18 protein-coding genes and 1 pseudogene are annotated in these 23914 nt (G+C 41.3%); 5 read left to right on the top strand and 14 right to left on the bottom strand.

Annotated features, from left to right (window positions below; all coding sequences use genetic code 11):
- Positions 1-121: 121 nt before the first annotated feature.
- The 8 genes from ACM0OR_RS21285 to ACM0OR_RS21250 form a co-directional block, all read right to left on the bottom strand.
- The gene (locus ACM0OR_RS21285) at positions 122-1516 is read right to left on the bottom strand and encodes a UDP-glucose dehydrogenase family protein (RefSeq protein WP_414578611.1); all 1395 of its coding nucleotides are present in this window, start codon (positions 1514-1516) and stop codon (positions 122-124) included.
- A gap of 156 nt (positions 1517-1672) precedes the next feature.
- Positions 1673-2602 (bottom strand): UDP-glucuronic acid decarboxylase family protein, encoded by a 930-nt coding sequence (locus ACM0OR_RS21280; protein ID WP_323265116.1) that lies wholly within the window; start codon positions 2600-2602, stop codon positions 1673-1675.
- 424 nt (positions 2603-3026) lie between these two features.
- A complete protein-coding gene (locus ACM0OR_RS21275) occupies positions 3027-5168 on the bottom strand; it encodes a cation:proton antiporter (RefSeq protein WP_414578609.1) in 2142 nt (713 codons plus the stop codon).
- Between the two features lie 143 nt (positions 5169-5311).
- Entirely contained in the window at positions 5312-5968 is a 657-nt protein-coding gene (locus tag ACM0OR_RS21270; RefSeq protein ID WP_414578607.1) for an HAS-barrel domain-containing protein, read from the bottom strand.
- 108 nt (positions 5969-6076) lie between these two features.
- The gene (locus ACM0OR_RS21265) at positions 6077-6274 is read right to left on the bottom strand and encodes an NAD(P)H dehydrogenase subunit NdhS (RefSeq protein WP_190705436.1); all 198 of its coding nucleotides are present in this window, start codon (positions 6272-6274) and stop codon (positions 6077-6079) included.
- 251 nt (positions 6275-6525) lie between these two features.
- Positions 6526-7842 carry a rod shape-determining protein RodA gene (gene rodA / locus ACM0OR_RS21260; RefSeq protein WP_414578604.1) on the bottom strand — a complete coding sequence of 439 codons (1317 nt, stop codon included), beginning with the start codon at positions 7840-7842 and terminating at the stop codon, positions 6526-6528.
- A gap of 185 nt (positions 7843-8027) precedes the next feature.
- Entirely contained in the window at positions 8028-9098 is a 1071-nt protein-coding gene (locus tag ACM0OR_RS21255; RefSeq protein ID WP_414578602.1) for an Mrp/NBP35 family ATP-binding protein, read from the bottom strand.
- A 250-nt stretch (positions 9099-9348) separates the two neighbouring features.
- A complete protein-coding gene (locus ACM0OR_RS21250; RefSeq protein ID WP_414578600.1) occupies positions 9349-9867 on the bottom strand; it encodes an SRPBCC family protein in 519 nt (172 codons plus the stop codon).
- Positions 9868-10308: 441 nt separating this feature from the next.
- Between ACM0OR_RS21250 and hemF the strand changes: the two genes are divergently transcribed.
- A complete protein-coding gene (gene hemF, locus ACM0OR_RS21245; protein ID WP_190705448.1) occupies positions 10309-11358 on the top strand; it encodes an oxygen-dependent coproporphyrinogen oxidase in 1050 nt (349 codons plus the stop codon).
- Positions 11359-12115: 757 nt separating this feature from the next.
- Positions 12116-12484: an STAS domain-containing protein gene (locus ACM0OR_RS21240; RefSeq protein ID WP_190705517.1), complete on the top strand. Its 369-nt coding sequence runs from the start codon at positions 12116-12118 to the stop codon at positions 12482-12484.
- Between the two features lie 87 nt (positions 12485-12571).
- Here ACM0OR_RS21240 and ACM0OR_RS21235 read toward each other — a convergent pair.
- A pseudogene (locus tag ACM0OR_RS21235) lies at positions 12572-12713 on the bottom strand (RNA-guided endonuclease TnpB family protein); the annotation flags it as partial.
- Positions 12714-12946: 233 nt separating this feature from the next.
- Between ACM0OR_RS21235 and tpiA the strand changes: the two are divergent.
- Both tpiA and folP read left to right on the top strand, forming a co-directional pair.
- Complete coding sequence (tpiA, locus tag ACM0OR_RS21230) at positions 12947-13672, top strand: triose-phosphate isomerase (RefSeq protein WP_323268830.1); 726 nt, start codon at positions 12947-12949, stop codon at positions 13670-13672.
- A gap of 80 nt (positions 13673-13752) precedes the next feature.
- On the top strand, positions 13753-14613 hold the full coding sequence (gene folP, locus ACM0OR_RS21225) for a dihydropteroate synthase (RefSeq protein WP_323268824.1): 861 nt from the start codon (positions 13753-13755) through the stop codon (positions 14611-14613).
- A gap of 147 nt (positions 14614-14760) precedes the next feature.
- On the opposite strand, the gene ACM0OR_RS21220 is transcribed toward folP, so the two are convergent.
- The 3 genes from ACM0OR_RS21220 to ACM0OR_RS21210 form a co-directional block, all read right to left on the bottom strand.
- On the bottom strand, positions 14761-15597 hold the full coding sequence (locus tag ACM0OR_RS21220; RefSeq protein ID WP_414578598.1) for an SPFH domain-containing protein: 837 nt from the start codon (positions 15595-15597) through the stop codon (positions 14761-14763).
- A gap of 250 nt (positions 15598-15847) precedes the next feature.
- Positions 15848-17329 (bottom strand): polysaccharide biosynthesis/export family protein, encoded by a 1482-nt coding sequence (locus ACM0OR_RS21215; protein WP_414578596.1) that lies wholly within the window; start codon positions 17327-17329, stop codon positions 15848-15850.
- Positions 17330-17816: 487 nt separating this feature from the next.
- Positions 17817-18800 carry an ABC transporter ATP-binding protein gene (locus tag ACM0OR_RS21210; RefSeq protein WP_414578594.1) on the bottom strand — a complete coding sequence of 328 codons (984 nt, stop codon included), beginning with the start codon at positions 18798-18800 and terminating at the stop codon, positions 17817-17819.
- Positions 18801-19861: 1061 nt separating this feature from the next.
- On the opposite strand from ACM0OR_RS21210, the gene ACM0OR_RS21205 reads away from it, so the two are divergent.
- Positions 19862-21436, top strand: a complete 1575-nt coding sequence (locus ACM0OR_RS21205; protein ID WP_414578593.1) for a tetratricopeptide repeat protein — start codon at positions 19862-19864, stop codon at positions 21434-21436.
- A 315-nt stretch (positions 21437-21751) separates the two neighbouring features.
- Here ACM0OR_RS21205 and hisB read toward each other — a convergent pair whose 3' ends face one another.
- The gene (gene hisB, locus ACM0OR_RS21200; RefSeq protein WP_414578592.1) at positions 21752-22381 is read right to left on the bottom strand and encodes an imidazoleglycerol-phosphate dehydratase HisB; all 630 of its coding nucleotides are present in this window, start codon (positions 22379-22381) and stop codon (positions 21752-21754) included.
- 274 nt (positions 22382-22655) lie between these two features.
- Entirely contained in the window at positions 22656-23432 is a 777-nt protein-coding gene (gene fabI / locus ACM0OR_RS21195; RefSeq protein ID WP_323268821.1) for an enoyl-ACP reductase FabI, read from the bottom strand.
- Between the last annotated feature and the right edge of the window lie 482 nt (positions 23433-23914).

The following is a 23914-nucleotide window of genomic DNA, read 5'->3' as shown; positions in this document are numbered from 1 at the left end:
GTAATTCGTAATTCGTAATTCGTAATTCGTAATTCGTAATTCGTAATTCGTAATTAAAGACCGTCTAGAAATCTCTAGGCGGTCTTTAATTGGGATATAAAACTAATTACTTGCTAATTTTCTATCTTCTGCCAACACCTACGTATTGGAATCCTGCGCGGATCATAGTTTCGGGGTCGAGGAAGTTACGACCATCGATAATGACAGGGTTACTCATCAATTGAGCCATCTTGGTATAGTCAAGAGAGCTAAACTGTTGCCATTCAGTGACTAGTACCAAAGCATCGCAGCCATCAGCCAAACGTTCAGCATCAGTTTCGACTAGCACACCAGAAAGACCATGACGCATTCCTGTTTGGGAAATGATGGGGTCGTAGGCTTTGACCTTAGCACCCAATCGGTTCAGTTGCTCAATTAAGTTGAGTGCTGGTGCATCGCGTAAATCGTCGGTATCAGGCTTGAAGGTTAAGCCTAATAAACCAACAGTTTTACCTTTGAGGATTTTCAAAGCCTGCTGGAGTTTTTCTAGCGCAATCAGGCGTTGACGTTCGTTAACACTAACAGCAGATTTTAATAACTGAGCCTCATAACCATAATCATCAGCAGTATGAATCAACGCGGAAACATCTTTAGGGAAACAAGAACCACCCCAACCAATACCAGCTTGTAAGAACTTATTGCCAATGCGGGAGTCTAAACCAATACCTTTAGCTACTTGGGTAACATCAGCACCAACGCGATCGCAAATGTTAGCGACTTCGTTAATAAAACTAATCTTAGTCGCGAGGAAAGCGTTAGCAGCGTATTTAATCATCTCTGCTGAACTGAGGTCTGTTGCAAGCACAGGTACGGGAGGTAAAGATTTGTTCTCAGCAAACTTGCGTTCCACAATGGGGGAGTAGAGTTCCTTCATCATGGAGATGGCTTTGGTGCTATTGCCACCCAAGACAATGCGATCAGGGTTAAATGTATCGTATACGGCTGAACCTTCCCGTAAAAACTCTGGGTTACTGACTACATCAAACTGAGGTAATAACTCAGGTAGTTTATCGTCAGCAGATCCACCACCGGCTGTCACCAGAGTCTTTTGACGTTCAGCAATACCATCCATTACAATCATCCGTACCCAGTCACCTGAACCGATGGGTACTGTAGATTTATTAACAATTACCTTATAACCACCATTGAGGTTAGCACCAATACCGCGAGCTACAGCTTCAACATAACGAGTATCACTTTCACCAGTTGGCAAAGGTGGTGTACCTACAGCAATAAATAAAATTTCTCCGTGGGTAACGCCAGCAGCTAGATCAGTTGTAAATTCGATCTTGCCACTTTGAATCGCAGACTGCATAATTTCCGATAGTCCCGGCTCGAAAATCGGCGACTGCCCAGACTTCATCAATTTGACTTTTTCTTCGTTATTATCTACACAAATAACATCGTGTCCAATATGAGCTAAACAAGCACCTGTAACTAAGCCAACGTAACCAGTACCTATTACACAAACACGCATTTCTTCAACTCCTCACTTGGTTTGGGGTTATTGTTCAAAAACGAAGTAGTCAATAAACACTGAAACTGTTTCGGGGAACACCGCTACTGAAGTACGGGTTACAAATAGGTTCAGTCTGTATCTAGAAGTCGCATCTTCGGAAATGAACTCTAGACACTATTTTTCGACGCGATCGCGAAAATCTTCTATTGTTAGCTTTAATCCTTCTTCTAGGGGAATAGTTGGTTCCCAATTTAACAGGGTTTTTGCTTTTGTAATGTCCGGCTGGCGACGACGAGGATCATCAGCAGGTAAAGGCTCAAATTTAATCTCTGAGTCTGGGTTAATTAAATTTTGCACAGCTTGAGCCAATTCTAAAATCGTGTATTCACCGGGATTGCCTAAATTTAGCGGCCCGATGTAATCACTATTCATCAAGCGGATAAAGCCTTCCACTAGATCGGATACATAGCAAAAACTGCGGGTTTGCGAGCCATCACCATAGACGGTTAAAGGTGTACCTCGCAAGGCTTGAACTATAAAGTTACTGACAACACGCCCATCATTTTCTAACATTCTTGGCCCGTAAGTGTTGAATATACGGACAACTCGAATATCAACTTTATTTTGTCTGTAGTAGTCAAATGCTAGAGTTTCAGCGATTCTCTTACCTTCGTCGTAACAGGAACGCAAACCAATAGGATTAACGCTACCCCGATACTCTTCTGTTTGGGGGTGAACCTCTGGATCTCCGTATACTTCGCTAGTAGAAGCTAGGAAAAATCTTGCCTTGACACGCTTGGCTAATCCCAACATATTCAGTGTTCCCATCACGTTAGTTTTAACGGTTTTTACAGGGTTGTACTGGTAATGTACTGGAGAAGCTGGACAAGCTAGATGGTAAATTTGATCTACTTCTAACCGAATTGGTTCGGTGATGTCATGGCGGATGAGTTCAAAGTTCGGATGATTCATCCATTTGAGGATGTTACGTTTGTGACCTGTGTAGAAATTATCTAAGCAGATGACTTCATGCCCTTCCGGGATGAGTCGGTCAATCAGATGAGAACCAATAAACCCAGCACCGCCCGTCACCAAAATTCTCATATTTTCTCAGTTACTTACAAAATATTGCTAGCTGTTCTTGATATTGTTAATTTAGAATACCCAGCCTAAGTATGAAAATACAGAAAGAACAGGGGAAATTCAAAACCTAACACTGAAGAATTGAGCAATCTTACTGTGTATTTATTTCTATTACATTATATTGAGTATTACGGCTAATTCATTTAGCAAAATAACAAACATCGTTTAACCTTTGTGCTTGCCTAACTTAGAATTCATCAAATCTTCAACAAGATAAAGTCTTCTTGAGACAAAATTGTAAAACTTGGGGACTGGGGACTGGTGACTGGGAAGCAGGGGAAGCAGGAAAGGAAGGAAAAAACCCAATGCCCAATACCCTATGACTATTGATTAAAATTCCAAAACAGATCCTTTCCTCAGAAACCCTTGTGACATCTGAACTTTCTCAATTTTTAATTTTTAACTTTGAATTTTGGATTGGCACAGTGATTCCTGTTGGTAGGTGCTGCGGTTCTCCCAACATGACAATTGAGCAGGTAATTTGTCTGACTAGCTGAGTTGTTACATCACTAATAGCTAATCCACTAGGAATAGTACGATTACGTATAAACGGTAACACTACTAAGTCGTATAGTCTTGTTGCTTGCAAGATAGCATGGGCAGAATTTTCATGCGCAATAATTTGAATTTCTGGTGGATTTGCCAAAGATAACTGAGATACTAACTGGGAAAGTTGCGATCGCCGAGCTGCGATTTTACTGGAACTGGTGCGGCGATCGCATACATTCAATACTGTCACCTGGGCTTGATTAGCTTCTGCTAGCATCTGAGCAAACTGCACAGGCTGTAATGCAGGGGTAATAAGATTTTCTAATGGTACTAAGATGCGTTGAATTTTGCGGGGTGAATCTACAAGCCTTGTCACTGCTACCGGACAGTGAGATGCCCAAAGTACACCATCAATAACATTGCCAAATAACCGCGCTCTTAACCCAGTACGTTTTCCCCACCCCATGACAATTAAATTGGCCTTTTGCTCACGGGCGGCTCTGCTAATTCCGGGTGCGAAGGCATCATCAATTCTCAGCAATGGTTCTGCTTCTATACCTAAAGCTTGACTTTGGGTTGTGGCTTTTGCTAATAAATGCTCACTTCTTTGGAGAGAAGATTCTAATTGTGGTGCATCCATCTGAGCCGCAGATGTCGCGATCGCTAATGGAATAATTCTACCTTTTGCCTGACGTGCTAATAATGCCGCCATTTCCACCAAATACTGCTGAGTCTGAGGATTATAAATAGGTACAACTATCGTAAAAGTATGGGTAAGGGGTGCTTCTGGTGGCTGTGGTGGCAAAGTTACAGCTACTGTGGTGGTGACAGGTTGAGGGGTTAAACCTACAGCCGTGCGACTAGTAATCCATGGCCCCAAAATCGATGTTACTAACATCAAGATGACAAAGCTACTTAAAAACTCTGGTGGTAACAGTCCAGCCCGATATCCTACAAACGTTGCAGCTAATGTTGTACCCACCTGCGGGATTGATAATGACCACATTGTGATCATTTCTTGCCAATTATAGTGATATATAAGTTTTGCTAACCAAGCTGCAATAAATTTACTAGCCAGCAAACCGATAATAACTAAAATAGATAACTTGAATATAACTGGATTCTTGATTAAACTCGGCAGTTCAATAAGTAACCCAAGATTAACAAAAAAAATCGGTATAAATAAAACATTACCAATAAATACTATTTTTTCTTTAACTAGCCCTTCGCCGACAACTTCGTTGACTACTAAACCAGCTAAAAATGCGCCAACAATTTTTTCTACCCCAATAAATTGAGTTCCCATCACAGCTAAAAAGGCAGCCAATAACACAAACAAAAACTTATTACCTTCATCGTCTCCTGAACGGCGAAAAAATTCTTTACCTGCCCAATCAAAGCCTACCAAAATAACAATTATGTAAACAAGTAAGCAGCCCAATAAGCTGAATAGTTTAGCTAAACTAAATATTCCAGCCTGTGATATGGCAACACAAACGGTTAATATTAGGAGTGCGCCAACATCAGTAAAAGCTGTAGCTGCAATTGTGGTGGTGACAGCTTCATTACTTATTACACCCAGGCGACTGATGAGAGGATATGCTAAAAGAGTATGAGAAGCAAATAGAGAGCCAATTAATATTGAATTTTGCCAGCTAAAATCAAGATTTTTTCCAATTAAAGTTCCTAGGAAAAACGGTACACTGAAGGTAAAGCAGCCAAAGCCTAATGCGTGTTTTCTCTGCCTTCGCCACTGCTCGATTTCTATTTCTAAACCTGCCACAAACATTAAATAAACCAAACCAATATCTGCTAGCAGATTAATCATCACTGATTCTGTCTGAAATAGATCCCAACCTGATGGGCCAAGAACTAATCCAGAGAAAACTAAACCAAATAGTCCTGGTAATTTCAGACGCTCAAATAGGATGGGTATGACTAAGATGACTACCAGCAAAATAACAAAGGGAACAATCGGTTCTTGTCCCAGAACTTGGGTAGTTGCTTCTAGAGCAAGAACTGGTAATACTTGTTCCATAGGTAGGAGTTGAAGGGGCAATGGTGAAGCTATGATTACCTTTTAGTAATTTTCTAAAATCGTCAATAACAGTAAAAGCTACCCTAAGAAATCAACACACTGGAAACTTATATTATCTAGGCAATTATTTTGTAACTAACTGCCTATGGGTGGATCTGGCTCAAAATGAACCGTAGGCGATCGTAGTCGTCTTTGAGCAGTATGCTGAGGGTGCGTCCGGCTTTAATTAGCCATTCACGATCAGCTTTGCGTAGCTGGTAAACCTCCCGAATCGCCGCAGCAGTTAAAGCTTCCACTGGTGCGCCATTAATTGCCAGTAAAGTCCGTAAAAAATCTATCTCTTCTGTGAACTTAACTATTAATTCTGGTTCACACCGATAAACAGCTTGATGAATTTGGGGGGGACGGGGTGGTAGATACTGATAAACTCTTTGGTTAGCACCTGAAATTGGGGAAGGCTTCTCAAATCCCACGATCGCCGCTCGAAATTCTGTTTTGAGCATGGCAAATATCTGGGGTTGTTCCTCACGCAAATCTTGCAATGATAAACCTAAAGCCACTGCTCGGTGTACAGAATCCACAGGCATTGTAGTTGCATAATACACTACAGCGTAGACTTGATTACCTGTTTCCTCATCCACAGCCCGCACCCAACTACCAAAAGGTGGCATGGATGGGAAGCTCAAGTCTTCCGGTTCTAAACACTGTGCCAAAAATTCAGTAGAAGTAGTTTCAATCACCTCCGCTATGTGGTTAGGGTGGCGATCGCCTGTGTCAAACTGTGGTAGAGGAAGACGCATCTGAGTGCTGAGTGCTGAGTTGTTAGTGCTGAGTTGTTAGTGCTGAGTCAATAGTCTTTTCATAATGACTCATGACTATTGACTATTGACTCATAACTATTAACTAATTTATTTTCCTTTTTTCTTGCCAGTCGTGATTTCTACTTGTTCGAGTTCCGATAGGCGAAAGGTAATAATTTTATCCCAGTTACCGCCTTCAAACAACACAGCTACTCTACCATCACTTACACGCTGTACTAATCCTTCATAGCGATAGTAAGTATCTGCGGGATTTTTGACACGAACAGTTGCTCCAGGTAATATCATGACCTATTTCCTCAGTTATTTCCTTTTACTAGCTTAATACTTGTGATTAGTTCATAGTCCAGAGCTAATAGTTCACGTTTAGGTGTTTCAACTAGTGGCTATTGACCGGGCGGGGACTTCCAGATAAAAAAATATCCAAACTGTAGGGTGCGTCAGTGCGATAGAACCTAACTATACTCAGAAATTATTCATACTGACGCACTCTACCCAACCATTAATTGCGGATAATTTATTTTTTGGTGTTCCCTACCTCAAAAATAATACTTCTGCTGTTGGCGAAAATTTGCTACCGATTCTACTATTCCTAAAGCGATAAAATTAGTCAGCATAGCAGAACGACCGTAACTCATCCACGGGAGGGGTATACCCGCTACAGGAGCTAAACCCACGGTCATACCTACATTTACTATCAACTGAAACACAATCATTGATAAAACACCGATCGCTAACAACGAACCAAAATTATCTTTGGCTGTTTGAGCGACGTGCAGTAATCGCCAGCAAATCAAACAGAAGACAAATAACACCACTAAACATCCCACAAAACCAAATTCTTCACCCACCGCCGAGAAAATGAAATCTGTATGCTGTTCAGGGACGAAATTCAGTTGTGTCATTGGCCCTTTGAACAAACCCCAACCCCACATCTCACCTGCACCAATAGCAATGCGCGATTGATGTTGGTGATATCCTGCGCCTAATATATCCTGTCCAGGGCGTAGAAAGGTTGTCAGGCGGTCTTTTTGATATTCTTTCAAAATATTATTCCAGGCGAAGACCCCCAGTTCACCACCTAGCATATTGAGTGACCAAGCACCAATACCACTAATACCAAACCGCCGCCAAGGAAGAGTTTGCCAACCGACAATCCCCATCGCAAATGACCAAATTAAACCTAAAAGACCCAAGGATATTTCGTGGAAAACTATTAGGGGTTGTGATAATGGCCAAGATATACCAAATAAAATCGCTGCGACTACAGGAGAAATCAGCAAGATTAACCAACCCGGATTGGCATTAGCCCAATACAACATCCCTAAAACTATTGATCCAAATACTAGTGATGTTGCCAAATCAGGTTGAGTAAATACTAATAACCAGGGTAGAGAAGTAAATGCCAAAGCCCGGCAAAAATTGGGTAGAGTAGCCGCCGTAGTTTTGTGTAATAAAGCCGCTAATGTAATGATTATCCCTACTTTGGCAAACTCTGAGGGTTGGATATTAAAACCAGCAACGGTTATCCATCGTTGTGCGCCTTTGGCACTAGTACCGGCAATCATCACTGCAATTAGACTGACGTTAGTGAGTGCGTATGTTATCCAATGCCACTGGAGTAAGTTTTCATAACGAAACCGGGCGATAAACACAGCTATTAAAGTACCAATACCAGCAACTAGCCAGTGCCACCACCAGTCTGTAACAGGTTGCTTAAGTTCGGTACTGAGGATCATCAGTCCGCCAAAGATGCTGACACCAACAGGTAATAAAAATAAAAGCCAATCTACTTGCTGCCAAGGCTTAACCCAATATTTCCAGCGAATTTTGGGGAGCGAACGTTTCAATAACATTGTGTGAGTTTAACGTTTAGGTATGAGGTTTAATTATTTTGTGAAAATAGGGAGCCGGGAGTAAGGGTGTAAGGAAAATAGACATTGGAGAAATTAAATCATGCCCAATACCCAATTCCCATTGACTATTAATAACTCTGTATTCCTAGGTTATGGCCTAGGAATCAGACAGAAATTAGAATTGATTATGTCAAAGCTGCAACTGATACTTTACCAGCAATAGTTAATGCGATCGCTTTTAGGGCTTTGGCTGAGACTGAATCTGGATCAGCAATAACTATCGGTACGCCATTGTCACCACCCACTCTAGTTGCAATTTCTAGTGGGACACAGCCTAACAAGGGTACTCCTAACTCGGCCGCGGTTTTAGAACCACCACCAGAGCCAAAGATATCGTACTGTTTATCTGGCATATCGGGAGGAATAAAATAACTCATGTTTTCTATTATTCCCAATACAGGCACATTCATTTGCTGGAACATCCGCAATCCTTTACGGGAATCTAACAGTGCTACAGTTTGCGGTGTAGTAACAATTACCGCCCCAGACATTGGTACGGATTGAGTTAAGGTTAACTGAGCATCACCTGTTCCTGGAGGCATATCCACAATTAAATAGTCTAATTCGCCCCATTGCACTTGATAGAGGAACTGGCGAATGACTCCATTTAACATGGGGCCACGCCAAATTACTGGCTGATCTCGGTCAATCAGAAAGCCCATTGAGACTAATTTGACACCATGATTAAAGGCAGGTTCTAAGACTTCACCTTTATCTGTGGAGCGAACCACAATTTGAGCATCAGCTAGTCCGAGCATCGTGGGGTCATTAGGCCCATAGATATCCGCATCTAGTAAGCCAACTTTTGCCCCTGTTTGTGCCAATGCTACAGCCACATTGACTGCGATCGTACTTTTACCGACACCACCTTTACCACTGGAGACAGCAATAATATTTTTGACTCCCGGAACACCATTACGGTCAGGTAAGCTTTTTTGTTGGGGTGTTTCTGCTGTTACATCTACACTGACATTTGTTACACCAGGCAGCTTTTTGACTGCTTTTTCACAGTCTTCAACAATAAATTCTCTTAGGGGACAGGCGGGTGTGGTTAAAACCAAAGTGAAGCTCACCTTACCACCTTCGATTTTGACGTTGCGAATCATGTTCAGTTCTACGAGACTCTTTCGCAGTTCTGGATCTTGCACTGGACGCAACACTTCTAAAACAGATTGAGCATCAAGGACATCGTACATAACAATTCAAAATTAAAAATACTCTACGAAAAGCAAGCTACAAAATTCAAAATGAAGAAATCTAAAGCAGTATTTGCTTAGTGTGTTCTTTGCGATCGGCGTAACAAAATTTAAAAAACTTTTATTATCACCTAATAGAATCTTAACTTTCTTTAGTGATTAAAGATTAGGAATTGGGCATTGGGTATTGGGCTAAAAACGTCTACCTTGTTTTCTCTACTTCCCTAACCCTCTCAACCCCAGCCTCTTCTCAGTCCCCAATCCCCTTAATTTGCTTTTTCTGTCCTGATACTGCTTGCAATGCTGCTTTTTCTACGGCTTCCACTAGAGAACGTGCCACACGATCTGCGTAGGGACGTGAAAATGACCAAATAAGTGGCGATAACCAGCCTCTTAAGGTGACTGAATAAGATAAACAAGTGCCACAAACCGTTGATTCTACTTGGTAAGTAATTCGTTCTTCTATGCCAGGAATTGCCATAACTCTAATACTCAGCAATTCTCTAGGGTTGACTCGCTCCACAAAAATTCTAATCGGAATTGGTGAAAAGCGTGTTACTGCTTGGTAAATTAATCCGGGTTTAGGTACTAATCCATAAGGGACGTTGGTACTTTTTAATAGTGGATGCCAGGAAACATCCCTTAAGTCAACTACCTTTTGCCAGAGATCGTCTACAGAAGCAGAACTAATTTCTCGATATGTCCGTACCAGAGAAACGCAAAACCGACGGTGTTTGCGGTGGATAAATTTGGATAACCAAGCTCTCATTTGCCTAATCTTCCTCGCTACAAGCTTGCTGGTAACTCTGGCATCGTCAGCTACTCTGAACTAATAGCACTCAACACTTAACTCTCAAAACTCAGCACGGGCTAAACGCCCCGCTACCACTAACAGCACGGGCTAACGCCCCGCTCCGCTAACAGCACTCAGCACTCAGCACTCAGCACTCAGCACTTAAGATGTTTGTAGACTAATGCACCAGAATGTTCCCATCAAGAAGTACAACAAAAATTTAGTCAATATACAAGCCTATACGCATTTGAGGGAAAATAATTCTAGTCATGCCCATTGATCATGTAAATTAAATGTTTCACAAGCAAAAGACTATTTGGGCAAGTTGAGTCTCATTTTTGGCTCGTGCTGCCCACAAATTTTTAGAATGAAAATTTGTGGCTGTTTTGGAAAATATAATTTAGTTTCGGGAATCTCATGGTAACTAATTCGCACACTCCAACTGTAGAAGCAAAATTATCTCCGTCTTTACCAGTGACTGATGCTAAGGCGCGTGTCAGTCATTTTATGAAACAGTTACAAGATGAAATTACACAAGCACTAGCAGCACTGGATGGCGTGGGTACGTTTCAGGAAGATAGTTGGGAACGTCCGGAGGGTGGTGGCGGGCGATCGCGTGTACTGCGTGATGGTGCAATATTTGAACAAGCCGGTGTAAATTTTTCTGAAGTTTGGGGTTCTCATCTGCCTCCTTCAATTTTAGCCCAGCGTCCAGAAGCAGAAGGACATGGCTTTTATGCTACTGGTACATCCCTGGTGTTACATCCCCGTAACCCTTATGTACCAACTGTTCACCTCAATTACCGCTATTTTGAAGCCGGTCCTGTGTGGTGGTTTGGTGGTGGTGCTGACTTAACACCCTATTATCCCTTTGCAGAAGATGCTGCCCACTTCCACAACACATTAAAGCAGGCTTGTGATCAACATCACCCAGAGTATTACCCAGTCTTTAAACGCTGGTGTGACGAATATTTTTACCTCAAGCATCGAGACGAAAACAGAGGTATAGGTGGGTTATTTTTCGATTACCAAGATGGCCAAGGAGTTTTGTATCGTGGACCTAATCCCAAAGGGAATGCAGCCGACTACAGTAACCAAGTAGGAGTACCAGCACAACGCAATTGGGAAGATTTGTTTGGTTTTATTCAAGGTTCTGGTAGAGCATTTTTACCCGCTTATGTACCCATCGTTGAACGTCGTCATGGGATAGAATATGGCGATCGCGAACGCAATTTTCAACTCTACCGTCGGGGTAGATACGTCGAATTTAACTTAGTTTACGACCGAGGCACAATCTTTGGCTTACAAACCAATGGACGTACAGAATCGATTTTGATGTCTTTACCACCTTTGGTGCGTTGGGAATACGGTTATCAACCAGAACCTAATACCCCTGAAGCAGAATTGTATAAGACATTTCTCAAGCCCCAAGATTGGATCAACTGGCAACCAAATGAAAAATGCTGAGTTGCAAGTGCTGTTAGCGGAGCGGAATCTTCGCTATCGCAACTCTGACAGAAGCCCATTGCGAATTGCCATCTTCTCTACGTTCCCTGCGTTAGCGTTGTGTAGCAAAGCAAGCTACGCAACGCTACCGCGAACCCCGAAGGGTATGCGAAGCGTGTCGTAGACAGAGGCTACGCCAACGTAGCGAGGCAAAGCATCGTTGCGAATTGTTTTAACCCTGTGGAATATTTACTGGCCTGGCGTCGTTCTCAACTCATCAATAATGAAGTCAAAATAATTTTGTCTCGTGGACTAAGTACTTTTCACGGGTTACTCAGCACAGATTTGGTGAGTTAAACTACTAAAAGTAAGCACCTAGTACAAAAAAAGGTGACAAATTTAGCTGTATCTTGTTAAATTCAAGTTTCAGCACTAGATAGTCCTGTAGTTGGTGGGTTAAATAATTTACTACTTTTTCTAGAGTAGTATCATTGTTTATCAGACTGATATGTGATTCATCAATTCCAGGACTAGTACCAATTCACCAAGAAAAGGCAACAGATACAATTCTGGAAACCCAGGTTTGATCTTACCTTCTTTAATTACGTAGGCGAAAGCCTTCGCTACGGGACGCTACGCGAAGCTCTAGGCTGTTACGATTGACGTAAAGCCTGCGGCATAGCTGCGCTTAAAGCGTAGCGGGGCGCAGCCCTTAAGAATTACGAATTGGTATAACTTAGCCACAGTAAATTTTAAGATGAGTGCCACAGGGGGCTTAGTGATTCAAATAGAACAAACAACTTATACAACTCAAGATGGTAATACAGTTATTATCTTGACCCCAGCAGGTCGCTTAGATATCACCACAGCTTGGCAATTTCGCCTGAAGTTACAGGAATGTATTTCTAAACTCAGCCGTCATGTGGTGGTGAATCTTGGCCAAGTAAATTTTATCGATAGCTCAGGTCTTACATCTTTGGTCGCTGGTATGCGTGATGCGGATAAAGTCAAGGGCAGTTTCCGTATTTGCAATGTTCATCCAGAGGCAAAACTTGTATTTGAAGTGACAATGATGGATACAGTGTTTGAAATTTTTGAAACTGAAAATGAAGCTTTAGAAGGTGTGCCTAGAAGTATTGCTAGCTAAGAGTCTGTTTCTGTAAGCTTAAAACAAAGCTCAGTGTCTCCGTTCGCGTAGGGAATGGCTTAGAAACCCACACTGTATGCTTGCATCAGTGTGGGAGTATGTCAGAGTCTGTATACACTTTTTGCCTGAAAATGTGATGGCTTTCCTGATTTGGTGAAAGTTTCCATCCAGAGGTTTTATATTCCACTGCACGGTAGTTTTTCTTAACCTTTGGAAAGCCCTTTTTACCCCACAAAGATATCTGTGTGATATCCATCCGTGATTGGAGATCCACCATATACTTATTCGCGATCGCTATTTGATGAATTGAACCTCTAACCTATTATCACAATCAAGTCACCCCGCCTAACTCACCTTGTACTATCTCATCACCGCAATCTTGAACCATTGCATCGGTTGATCCGAAAAAGTAGTAGAGTGAAAAGTGCATCTAGTAGCGTTAAGAACTTGACTAAATCACCTGTGCGGAAAATCGTTATTGCCGGTAACTGGAAAATGTTTAAAATCCAGGCAGAATCACAAGAGTTTTTAACAGGGTTTCTGCCGTCTTTACAAGAAACGCCTCCAGGGCGGGAAGTGGTCTTATGTCCTCCTTTCACTGACCTGAGCGTTTTGTCCAAGAGTTTACATGGTAGCCTTGTACAACTGGGAGCGCAAAATGTCCACTGGGAGGAAAGTGGGGCGTACACTGGTGAAATTTCAGGCCCCATGTTGGTAGAACTTGGTGTACGTTATGTGATTGTCGGTCACAGTGAAAGGCGGCAATTCTTTGGTGAAACGGACGAAACCGTGAATTTACGCCTGAAAGCTGCCCAAAAATATGGTTTAACCCCCATTCTTTGTGTAGGTGAAACCAAACAACAACGAGACGCTGGGGAAACTGAATCACTGATTATTAGCCAACTCGAAAAAGACTTAGTTGATGTTGATCAGGAAACTTTGGTGATTGCTTACGAACCGATTTGGGCAATTGGTACTGGCGACACTTGCGAAGCGACAGAAGCTAATCGAGTCATTGGCTTGATTCGCAGCGAGTTAAAAAATCCTGATGTCCCAATTCAATATGGTGGTTCAGTGAAGCCAAATAACATCGATGAGATTATGGCGCAACCAGAAATCGATGGTGTACTTGTCGGCGGAGCAAGTTTAGAACCTGCCAGTTTTGCCCGCATTGTCAACTATCATTAACCCCTTTGCAGCGTCAATAGTCCATAGTCATTAGTCTGTGTTTAAATCACGATTGACTGTTGACTATTGACTAATTTTATATGTGTAGCAAGTTAGTAATACGCGATCGCTGTTTCGAGTGGGGACAGCGTACTTATTTAATGGGTGTCTTGAATGTGACACCTGATAGTTTTAGTGATGGTGGTAAATTTAATACTCCTGCGGCGGCTTTATCCCAGGCTGAGGCTTTGGTAGCGGCTGGTGCTGATATCATTGATGTGGGAGGTCAATCAACTAGACCCGGCGCACAGCAAATCAGCCCAGAAGCAGAACTAAATCGGGTACTGCCAGTATTACAGGTATTACGGTCAAACATTTCTGTACCTATATCCGTAGATACAACTAGGGCTGCTGTCGCTAAAGCTTCTGTTGAAGCTGGGGCAGATATTATTAATGATATTTCTGGCGGCACATTTGATCACGAAATGTTGCCCACAGTAGCTAGTTTAGGTGTACCAATTGTGTTGATGCACATCCGAGGGACACCCCAGACGATGCAACAAATGACTGATTATCAGGATGTTGTAGAAGAAATTTCTAGTTTTTTAACTCAACAGATCACAATAGCTACAGATTTGGGCATCAATCGCGAAAAAATCATTATTGACCCCGGTATTGGTTTTGCTAAGAACTATGAGCAAAATCTAGAAATTCTGCGCCGCTTGGGTTTATTGCGATCGCTTAATTGTCCTATCTTAGTGGGGGTATCCCGCAAAAGTTTTATCGGTAGGATTTTAAATCAACCAGATCCGCAAGCCAGAGTTTGGGGAACGGCCGCAGCGTGTTGTGCGGCTATCTTGAATGGTGCAGAGATCCTCCGAGTTCATGATATTCAAGAAATGCGCGATGTATCTCTAGTTGCTGATGCCATCTTTCGAGCGAAGAACAGAGGGGATAGTTAAGAGGGGACAGGATGGGGAAAAAGAGGTGTTTCTTTAATTCTTAGCGGTTGGTGCGCCGTCTTGTGCAGCTGCTATCAAGAACCACAGAATGAGGGAATCAATCAAAATATTTCTGGTACAGTCCCCAAGCTCTATGTTCACAAAGACTTAACCATGTTCAATATTTTTACCATTACCCTCAGTGTTAACTGTTTCAGCAACCATTTCTTTCATTAATTCGCCTGATTTACCAGGATCTACAAACACAACTTTGGCATTTGGACTTTCTCCCAGCCTATAGCTAGCATTTATATAATCTTGCGCCACTAAATAACGCAAAATTTCTTTAGTTTCAGGATTGCTACGTAACCCTTCAGCAATTATCTGGATGGAAGTCATAGTTCCTTCTGCTTTCTTAATGGCAGCTTGCCTCTCGGCTTCTGCTTCAGTAATCAATGCCCGTTTTTTGATTTCCGCCGCTCGCTCCTCTTCCATTGACTTGCGTACACTCTCCGGTGGTGTAATTCCTTGAATATCTAACCGGATCATCTGAACTCCCCATTCTATTGTTGTGCTATTCAACTGCTCTAAGATGGCTTGATCCATCTCAGTTCTTGAGATATTAGTTTCTTCTAAAGTGTTTTGGGCAATAATTTCCCTTAATGTAGTTTTTGCCAGCTGTGCTAGTGACTCTTGTAAGTCTTCAATTTCATAAAAGCTTTTCTCAATATTTTTTATTTTCCAGAACAACACAGCATCAACTTCTAAGTAGATATTATCTTTGGTGATGACATTCTGCGGCTTGATGTCTAGAATCTGTTCTCGCGTAGTATCTTCCATCACAACTTGATCCACCAGAGGTACTACAAAGTTCAACCCTGGCGTCAGTGTGCGATGTTTCCTTCCCAAGCGTTCTACTAAGGCGGCATTCCCTTCGTTGATAATTTTGGCAGATCCTAAGGCATAAGCTATAAGTGCTAAGACTACAGCAATAATTGGCTCCATATATGCTCCTATTAGCTTTTAAGGAGATTTTAGTTTAAAGGACATGGTAATACCATGTTTTATATTTAAGTCTAATGTTTTGAGTTTGTAACTAAAATAACTTAAGTTAGGCAAATTTAAACAAGCCCTCTCCAGAGTTTGCTTTTCTACTCCTCTTTTATGACTCTGATGAAAGTCAAAAAGGTAGGATGGGTTTGATTTTGTTCAACCCATCCTACCCCTAAATTTAACAAAACCTAGATATATAAACTTAAAACCCGAACAATCTGAAAAGATTAACGATAATACCTAGAGGCCCAGCTACGATGTTGAGACCATCACCAGCTTGAGCTATACCAGAGCGGTTAACTACGACAACATCATTGTTACGGAGAATGGGATTAGTTTCCTCGTTAATTCCTTGGTTGAAGTCAACTTTTACATCACGCTTAGTAACTGAACCATTAGCGTTGAGGCGAATCAACTCTACAGTACCCTTACGCGCTCTAGCATCATTGAACCCACCAGCCGCTAATATTGCTTGGTTCAAAGAGCTATTAGGTTGTAATTCTACCGCACCGGCTCGTTTAACTTCACCGACTACACCAACTTGAATTCTGGCTGGAGATAAAGTAGTGGTAGCTAATTGAGTAGCTTCTGCTGGAGTAATCTCGGTGGCTGTGGGAATCACAATTGTATCTCCATCTTGGACAATCACGTCTTGATTGACATCACCACCCTGCAAAAGTTGCCAAAGATTGATATCTACAGTTTGTTCTGTACCTGTTCTTGTAGGCCGGCGTAGCTTGATATTACGAATATCTGCTTGGGATGTAATTCCACCAGCTAATTGAATGGCTCTTGTCAAATTGGGGAGTCCAGTTCCACCAGCATCTGTACCACCTGTAGAAACAAGATAAGAACCTGGACGATATACTTCACCAATTACTGCGACTGTGCGCGGTGCAGTTTGGCTAGCTGCAAAGTTAGCAGCAAATAGATTGCGAGCGCCTGCAACATTAAAGGAGGTTGCTGTTGGTACAACTATGACATCGCCATCCCTTAAGGTAATATCTTGGGCTGCATCGCCTGTTTCAATGAGTTGCTTGAGATTGAGAGTCACAAGTTGCTCACCAGCACCTGTTGTTTTACGCTTGAGCTGAACTTGGGTGACATCTGCTGCCAAAGTAACGCCTTGAGCTGTAGTCAATGCAGCTAATACAGTTGGGTATTGTACTCCAGGATTGTTACCTGCACCTCCTGCCAAACTCAAAGTGTAAGCACCTGGACGAGTGACTTCTCCGGCAACCAGAATATTAATAGGACGCGGGGATAAAAGATTGATAGAAATCTGCGGACGTTTCAGAAACTTGCGGTATTTTTCGGTGATGATATCAGCAGCTTGTTCAGTGGTGAAACCCTGAACAGAAACACTACCAATTAAAGGTAGGTTAATAGCTCCACCTGGAGGAATTTGGTATTCACCCGTATATTCGGGTACTTCAAAGACATTTACACGAATTAGGTCTCCGCCACCTAATAGATAATTTGTATTTGGTTGTTGTATTTGCGGAGATACGGGTTGGGAATTAGGAAATACTTGCGCTCTAGTTGCAGGTACTGTTTGTGAATTAGGAGATACTGATTGTCCCTGAGCTAAACTGGCAGAAGGCAGAATGAGATGAGCAGCTGTTAATAAAGCTGCACCCACAGCTGGCTGGGTGAAAAATTTCAGCGAACCTATGTTAACCATATTTACCTTAGACTCTGAGACTACAAGTGGTAAAGTATTGTCTAAACATTTTAATCTTGACTATACTTAAGTATTTAGGTTTCCCGACAATCTTATTTTCCTGAAAAAGCTATCTTTCCCGGAAAATATTTTTGAATTTTTAGTAAACTTAGCTGCAAGAATAACTGATGGAAATACTATAGTTCATTTATAGCGTTACCCTGTTTGATGTAGTTAAAAAAAGGTAGCAAAAAACACTAACATTTCTCATGATTAAGCAACATTATTAGTGCATAATTGGCAGTTATTATTGTGTCAATAAATGCAGAACAAAGTGACAAATATCATATTTTTAATTAGTAATTTGTAAACCTATCTAAAGTTATATATTTTCATGACACTGGAAAATAAACATAAAGCATATTATTACAAGCAAGCAAAATAATAAACCTTGATTTCTCGGATTTTTAACTATTGAAGATGGTATCTTAAGGTTCGCCGTTATGTACTAGTTAACGACATGATTTATTTGACTGATCTGTTGGATAAAAAACTCCTCTAATGATTGACGAGATAGATGTATCGAAATAACTTTTCCACCCATCAAGCGTAAACTACCTAGAAAGTCATAGTAATCGGCTTGTAGTGTCCCGTGCCAAGAACCATCAGGCTCAAATACTATACTCGGTAGCCATTTTTTGAGGATTGACAAATCACCGCCTTCACCTTTGACATGATATGTTTCATCTCTGCCTAATAGTTCTCCTAGAGAACCGATACAGATTAATTCGCCTTGAGAAAGAATAGCGATGCGATCGCAAATTTGTTCGACTTCACTGAGAATATGGCTGTTAAAAAAAATCGTCTTGCCGGCGGCTTTGAGGGACAAGATAATTTCCCGCATCCGGTAGCGTCCGAGAGGATCTAGTCCCGACATTGGTTCATCTAGAAATATTAGTTCTGGATCGTTAATTAATGCCTGCGCCATACCCACACGTTGTAACATCCCTTTGGAGTAGCGACGCATCTGTTTTTTGCGTGCATCAGCTACCGATAAACCCACTAAATCTAGTAAGTGTGGAATGCGTTGGCGTTGCACATTAGCGGGAATTTGGAATAATCCGGCGGCTAACTGCAAAAACTCCCAGCCTGTGAGATACTCATACAAGTAAGGGTTTTCACTTAAATAGCCAATGTTCTGCTTGACGTTGCGATCGCCTAAAGGTTGACCCAACAATAAACCTTTGCCAGCAGTAGGCCGGATAATTCCCAGCAACAGTTTTAACAGCGTTGTCTTCCCTGCACCATTAGGCCCCAGTAAACCAAAAGTTTCCCCCTGATAAACCGTTAAAGAACAGCCTTTGAGGGAGACAACCTGTTGATTCATCCAAAAGCCAGTGCGATAGACTTTTCTTAAATCAGAAGTAATGACTACTGGTGGGGTATCTATAGTAGCCAGTTGAGCATCAGCAGTGTCTTGAACAGACTTCATCTCAGTTTGATTAACACAGCATTGGTGACAAGTTACCCAATAGGATAACCGCGATCGGCCACAAGTGTGTTAATTGTTGCAAATTTCGAGGAATGGGATGAACAGCCAAATACCGGAAGGCGGGATTCAAAATTCAAAGCGAATACAGCGTAAGCATTTTATTAATTGGGAATGGTTGGTTTATTTACGCCGTGCTGTACTTATGATGATTCTACTTAGATTCTGATACAGTGAAGTCTTATATTGATTTCACAGGTCTTGCTTTACACTGTCCACAACAATTATACTGATAGTGGCTAATAATTTTAGAGTTCCGATATAAACGTATAAACGTGAAAAATAAGCTTTTTGCATTTACAGTTGCACTTGCATCAACTCTAACTTTAGGACATCCTGCTCTGGCAGGATGGCTATCATATGCGGATGATGCACTCAGGTTGTTAAGCAGACCATCAGTTAGATCATCTGCGGACGACGTAGTTCGCCTTGTAAGCAAACCATACTTCAACCCCAAAATTGGAAAAAAAGTAGCGACTTTTGCGGTTGCTGGAGCTGGAACTGCTGGAACTCTTATTTACTACAATCTAATAGTCGATTGTAATAATAGAGTTGCATCCTGGGGAAATAACCAGGCAGGATACCAACCAGTTAACTTTAACTCAGTGCAGAATCGATTTTGTAGATAGAACTAGAACTTTGATTTTTTAATAATATCTAGCAAAGTAGTTATCTGTTTGATCGCTACTTTGAAATCAAGTAACTACCCAGTCGTTACAAAGTTTTTGTTCCCTAACTATATTATAGATTTCACATTAATCATGTATGACTGGGAGTTTATTTCTTAGTAAATGAATCTGACTTTATGTGTAGATTAATTGACTTATAAGTGTAGCCTATGTTTGACGGAATTTAAGCACTGAATAAAAAAAATCTCTGCCCAAATTCCCAATTTAGTAAAAATAAAACAAAGCATTTTTCATTGTTTTTTAGTAACCGTGTACAATATCTGCATAAATTCCCAAATCAAAAACCCTTATATAGTAAGTGAATAGTAAATAGTAATGCTATCTCAAGCACCTGTTGGAATTTTTATTTCTTACCACAAGAAAGATGAGATATTATGCGATGACCTGAAAAAGCACTTAGCTGCTTTACAGAGAAATAATATAATCACAATTTGGGATAAAAACAGTATATCCCCTGGTCAAGAAATAGAGAATAAAATTGATGAGAATTTGAGAAACTCTAAGATCATTCTGCTGCTAATTAGCCCAGATTTCATCAAGGATTTGCCTTTGGAAGCGACACGAGCAACGGAGTTGCAGGCAGAACAAAAGGCTCTAGCTATCCCAGTCTTGCTACGTCCTGCGCTTTGGGATCTGCCCCCATTCGATTTATTGTCTCCTCTCCCCAGCAATAGAAAGTTCATAACTAGTGATAAGTCTAAACAGGATGAGGCTTTCTTCAAGGTTGTTAATGAAATTAAAGATGAAGTAAATACGTTAAATGATAAATCAAAATATTCATCCAAAGAAGAGATTTTATTAGCAGCATCACGAAGAAATCGAGTTACAAAACTCATCAATGAAGCAGATCGTTTATTCAAAGAAGAAAAATTAGAAGCAGCAGCCCAAAAATATCAAGAAGCTCTCGATATCGACCTCACTTCTGTTAGAGCGAATATTAGCTTTGGGAATGTTTTAAAGGAGCAGAATAAATATAAACAAGCAATTGACAAGTACCGAACAGCGATTAGCTTGAATCCTGACAATGCCGAAGCTCACTTCAGTTTAAGCTTTGTTTTATGCGAGCAAATGAAGCTTGAAGAAGCTATGAAAGAGTTACATAAAGCTATCCGACTAAATCCAAAGTTTAGCCTAGCTTATATTTTGTTGGCAGTTATTCTTTTGAAACAAGGTAAATCAGAAGAGGCGTGCTTAAAACTAAAAAAATCTGCTCATTTTGCCTCTCGTGATGATCGTCTAACCCACAACCTGATGAAACGAATGTCAGACAAAGATAAGGCAGCTTTTCAGGGTTTATGGGCAATTATTTTATACAAGGAAAATAGGCTTGAAGAGACAATTGAACAATGCAAGCAAGCTATTAATTTTTTAAAATTACAAAAGCGCGACTCTGAAACAATTAAACTGCTAGCTAGCTTTCATTTTTGGCTTGGAAAAGCCATACAAGACCAAAGTAAACTTGAAGAGGCCAGTGCGGAGTATCACCAAGCTTTACTCTTTGATGCCAACCATGTAGAAGCTCACTACAACTTAGGTGCTATCCTTTCCAAACAAGGCAAGTATAAAGAGGCTATTTTAGAATTTCGCGATGTTATACGCCTCGACCCTACTGATGCAGATGCTCATAATAAACTAGGGATGGCTTTGTACAATCAAGGTAAGTTTGAAGAAGCAATTGTCGAATACCGCCAAGCTTTACACTTCAACCCTAATCATGCAAACGCTCACAATAACTTCGGGCTTGCTCTAGGTGAAAAAGGTAAACTCGAAGAGGCAATTAAAGAACTGAATTTAGCTATTTCACTTGAACCCAATAATATGATTTTCGCGGAAAATCTCAAGATTCTTATGGTTAAAGAGAAGGGTTTTTGGGGGCGTTTATTTAGCTAGTAGTCTGTCAATTTTGATTTTGTGCGTAAGCAGTCCCAGAATATCTTGCTAGCAAACGATTTTAAAAGTTTGTCATACACACTTTTAAGCTTGACAGACCACTAGTGGCGTGTCAAGGCTAAAGTAGTGCATTTAAAAAAAGTAGAAAACATTGATTTATCTCAATTTCATCCAAAATCTATTGCAACAATTTAGTCTGGTCACGCCACTAGTAGTGTTCATAACAAATCAGTGCAGCGATCGCTTGAGCAAAATTCACAATCAATATTCCTGAGAAGGGAAGCTTGTTTCTTGACAACTCTCCCCTTTTCTGAATCAAAGCACTCCCTTAGAACTGGGAATAGTACCAGCGCGACGGGGATCAACTTCTACCGCCATGCGTACAGACCTAGCGAATGCTTTAAACGTCGCTTCGATGATGTGGTGGGAATTGATTCCATCTAACTGGCGAATGTGTAACGTCATTTGGCTGTGGTTGACTAACGCCACAAAAAATTCTCGCACCAGTTGCGTGTCATAAGTCCCCACCCGTTGGGTAGGAATTGTTAAACCATAGCTCAGGTGAGGGCGACCAGAGAAGTCTAGTGCAACCTGTACTAAAGCTTCATCTAAAGGGGCTAAAAAATTACCAAAGCGGACAATGCCTTTTCTGTCGCCTAATGCCTTATGTAAAGCTTGTCCTAGGGTAATACCTACATCTTCATTAGTGTGGTGGTCGTCAATCTCCCAGTCACCTTTGGCTTTGACATCCAAATCAATCAAGCCGTGAGAGGAAATTTGATACAACATATGATCCAAAAACGGAATCCCTGTGGCAGCTTGGCAAATGCCACTACCATCTAGGTTGATAGTAACTTGCACATCAGTTTCACCAGTAGTGCGATGTACTGAGGCAATGCGAGAGGATGAGGAGAAATTAACTTGGGGATAATCGCTGATTTGCATAGAAGTTGAGGACTGGGGACTAGGAATTTTAGATTTTGCGGAAAGTTCTGTAGGCGGGTTTCCCGCCGTAGGAAACTTTTCAAGACGGATTTTAGATTTTGGATTGAATAATCTAAAATCCACTCATTGAAAAGCTGGGGATTGGGGACAGAAGTTATTCACTGCGTGACGCTAGCGCGTAGCTTGCTTTGCTACGCAACGCTACCGCGAACTCCAGAGGAGTACAATTTTGAATTTTGAATTTTGAATTTATATCCCCCTTTCCCAAATCGTATTACATTCCCATGATTTCGTATCCTGAATCCACGTACAGGACTTGTCCTGTGATACCGCTAGATAAATCGCTAGCCAAGAAAGCAGCCGTGTTACCTACTTCTGTTTGGGTGACAGTACGACGCAAAGGAGCGACGGCTTCGACATGGTGAATCATATCTAAGATGCCACCAACAGCACTAGATGCTAAGGTGCGGATAGGCCCCGCAGAGATGGCATTAACGCGAATATTTTGAGGGCCGAGTTCAGATGCTAAATAACGCACACTAGCTTCTAATCCTGCCTTAGCCACACCCATAACGTTGTAGTTAGGAATTGCCCTCACGCCACCCAAATATGTCAGGGTAATGATACTTCCCCCCTCTGTCATTAATGGTTTGGCTGCACCACTTAACTGCACAAGTGAATAGGTACTAATGTCTAAAGCTGTAGCAAAGCCAGAACGAGAAGTTTGGCTAAAATCTCCAGTTAAATCATCTTTGTTAGCAAAGGCCAAACAATGAATCAGAATATCTAGTCGTCCCCACTTGTCGCGGATTGTCTCAAAGGTAGATTGAATCTGTTCGTCGTTTTGGACATTACAGGGAACAAATAAACTGGGGTTGAGAGGTTCTACTAGTTCAGCAACTTTCTTCTCCATTTTGCCCCTTTCATCTGGTAGATAGGTAATGCCGAGATTCGCTCCTGCCGCGTGTAGTTGTTGGGCAATCCCCCAAGCAATAGAGCGGTTATTGGCAATACCCGTTACCAGAGCGTTTTTTCCATTCAGATTCAGCATAGAAACCCTTGATGTAAGCGATTTATGAAAATAGAGGCTAGGGACTGGTGACTGGTGGCTGGGGACTAGTGACTGGGGATAAGGAACTGCGGATTAGGTATTGTTTTCTTTTACCTTTTACCTCTTGCCTCCTGCACCCTGCCTCCTGACTCCTGCCTTCATGAGCATACTAGAATCTGAGGCACGTTTGTATTTGTTTTATACATGATGGGCAAAAATAATAATTAGTAAATGTGTTTTTTTGATTTAAAATACATATTATTCCTTAAGAAATTCTCAAGATTACTTAAGTTTTTAGAGAAAAAACCTGATGGTTATAGCAAGCAGAAGTATCTATCAAGAACTGCTAGCTAAAAATAGCAGAAATTAGGTATCATTATAAACAAATAACTATGAAGTTATAGGTTTAAGTATAGTAAAGTACAGCAAGGTTAACGGTGCTTTATTGATTTTTCAGGTGTATTCTTAGGTAATTAGTTTTC

This window comes from Anabaena sp. CCY 9402-a, from assembly GCF_963920945.1.
GTDB lineage: Bacteria > Cyanobacteriota > Cyanobacteriia > Cyanobacteriales > Nostocaceae > Trichormus > Trichormus minutissimus.
Note: the sequence above shows the minus strand (reverse complement) of the source record. Positions and strands in the feature narration are given on the sequence as shown.

Excerpts from the sequence above, each read along its gene's own strand:
- ACM0OR_RS21215 (WP_414578596.1), bottom strand. The coding sequence starts at position 17,329 with ATGGTTAACATAGGTTCGCTGAAATTTTTCACCCAGCCAGCTGTGGGT.
- hisB (WP_414578592.1), bottom strand. The coding sequence starts at position 22,381 with ATGCAAATCAGCGATTATCCCCAAGTTAATTTCTCCTCATCCTCTCGC.
- ACM0OR_RS21275 (WP_414578609.1), bottom strand. The coding sequence starts at position 5,168 with ATGGAACAAGTATTACCAGTTCTTGCTCTAGAAGCAACTACCCAAGTT.
- folP (WP_323268824.1), top strand. The coding sequence starts at position 13,753 with ATGTGTAGCAAGTTAGTAATACGCGATCGCTGTTTCGAGTGGGGACAG.
- fabI (WP_323268821.1), bottom strand. The coding sequence starts at position 23,432 with ATGCTGAATCTGAATGGAAAAAACGCTCTGGTAACGGGTATTGCCAAT.
- rodA (WP_414578604.1), bottom strand. The coding sequence starts at position 7,842 with ATGTTATTGAAACGTTCGCTCCCCAAAATTCGCTGGAAATATTGGGTT.
- ACM0OR_RS21285 (WP_414578611.1), bottom strand. The coding sequence starts at position 1,516 with ATGCGTGTTTGTGTAATAGGTACTGGTTACGTTGGCTTAGTTACAGGT.
- ACM0OR_RS21205 (WP_414578593.1), top strand. The coding sequence starts at position 19,862 with ATGCTATCTCAAGCACCTGTTGGAATTTTTATTTCTTACCACAAGAAA.
- ACM0OR_RS21280 (WP_323265116.1), bottom strand. The coding sequence starts at position 2,602 with ATGAGAATTTTGGTGACGGGCGGTGCTGGGTTTATTGGTTCTCATCTG.
- ACM0OR_RS21220 (WP_414578598.1), bottom strand. The coding sequence starts at position 15,597 with ATGGAGCCAATTATTGCTGTAGTCTTAGCACTTATAGCTTATGCCTTA.
- ACM0OR_RS21270 (WP_414578607.1), bottom strand. The coding sequence starts at position 5,968 with ATGCGTCTTCCTCTACCACAGTTTGACACAGGCGATCGCCACCCTAAC.
- ACM0OR_RS21210 (WP_414578594.1), bottom strand. The coding sequence starts at position 18,800 with ATGAAGTCTGTTCAAGACACTGCTGATGCTCAACTGGCTACTATAGAT.
- hemF (WP_190705448.1), top strand. The coding sequence starts at position 10,309 with ATGGTAACTAATTCGCACACTCCAACTGTAGAAGCAAAATTATCTCCG.
- ACM0OR_RS21250 (WP_414578600.1), bottom strand. The coding sequence starts at position 9,867 with ATGAGAGCTTGGTTATCCAAATTTATCCACCGCAAACACCGTCGGTTT.
- ACM0OR_RS21255 (WP_414578602.1), bottom strand. The coding sequence starts at position 9,098 with ATGTACGATGTCCTTGATGCTCAATCTGTTTTAGAAGTGTTGCGTCCA.
- ACM0OR_RS21265 (WP_190705436.1), bottom strand. The coding sequence starts at position 6,274 with ATGATATTACCTGGAGCAACTGTTCGTGTCAAAAATCCCGCAGATACT.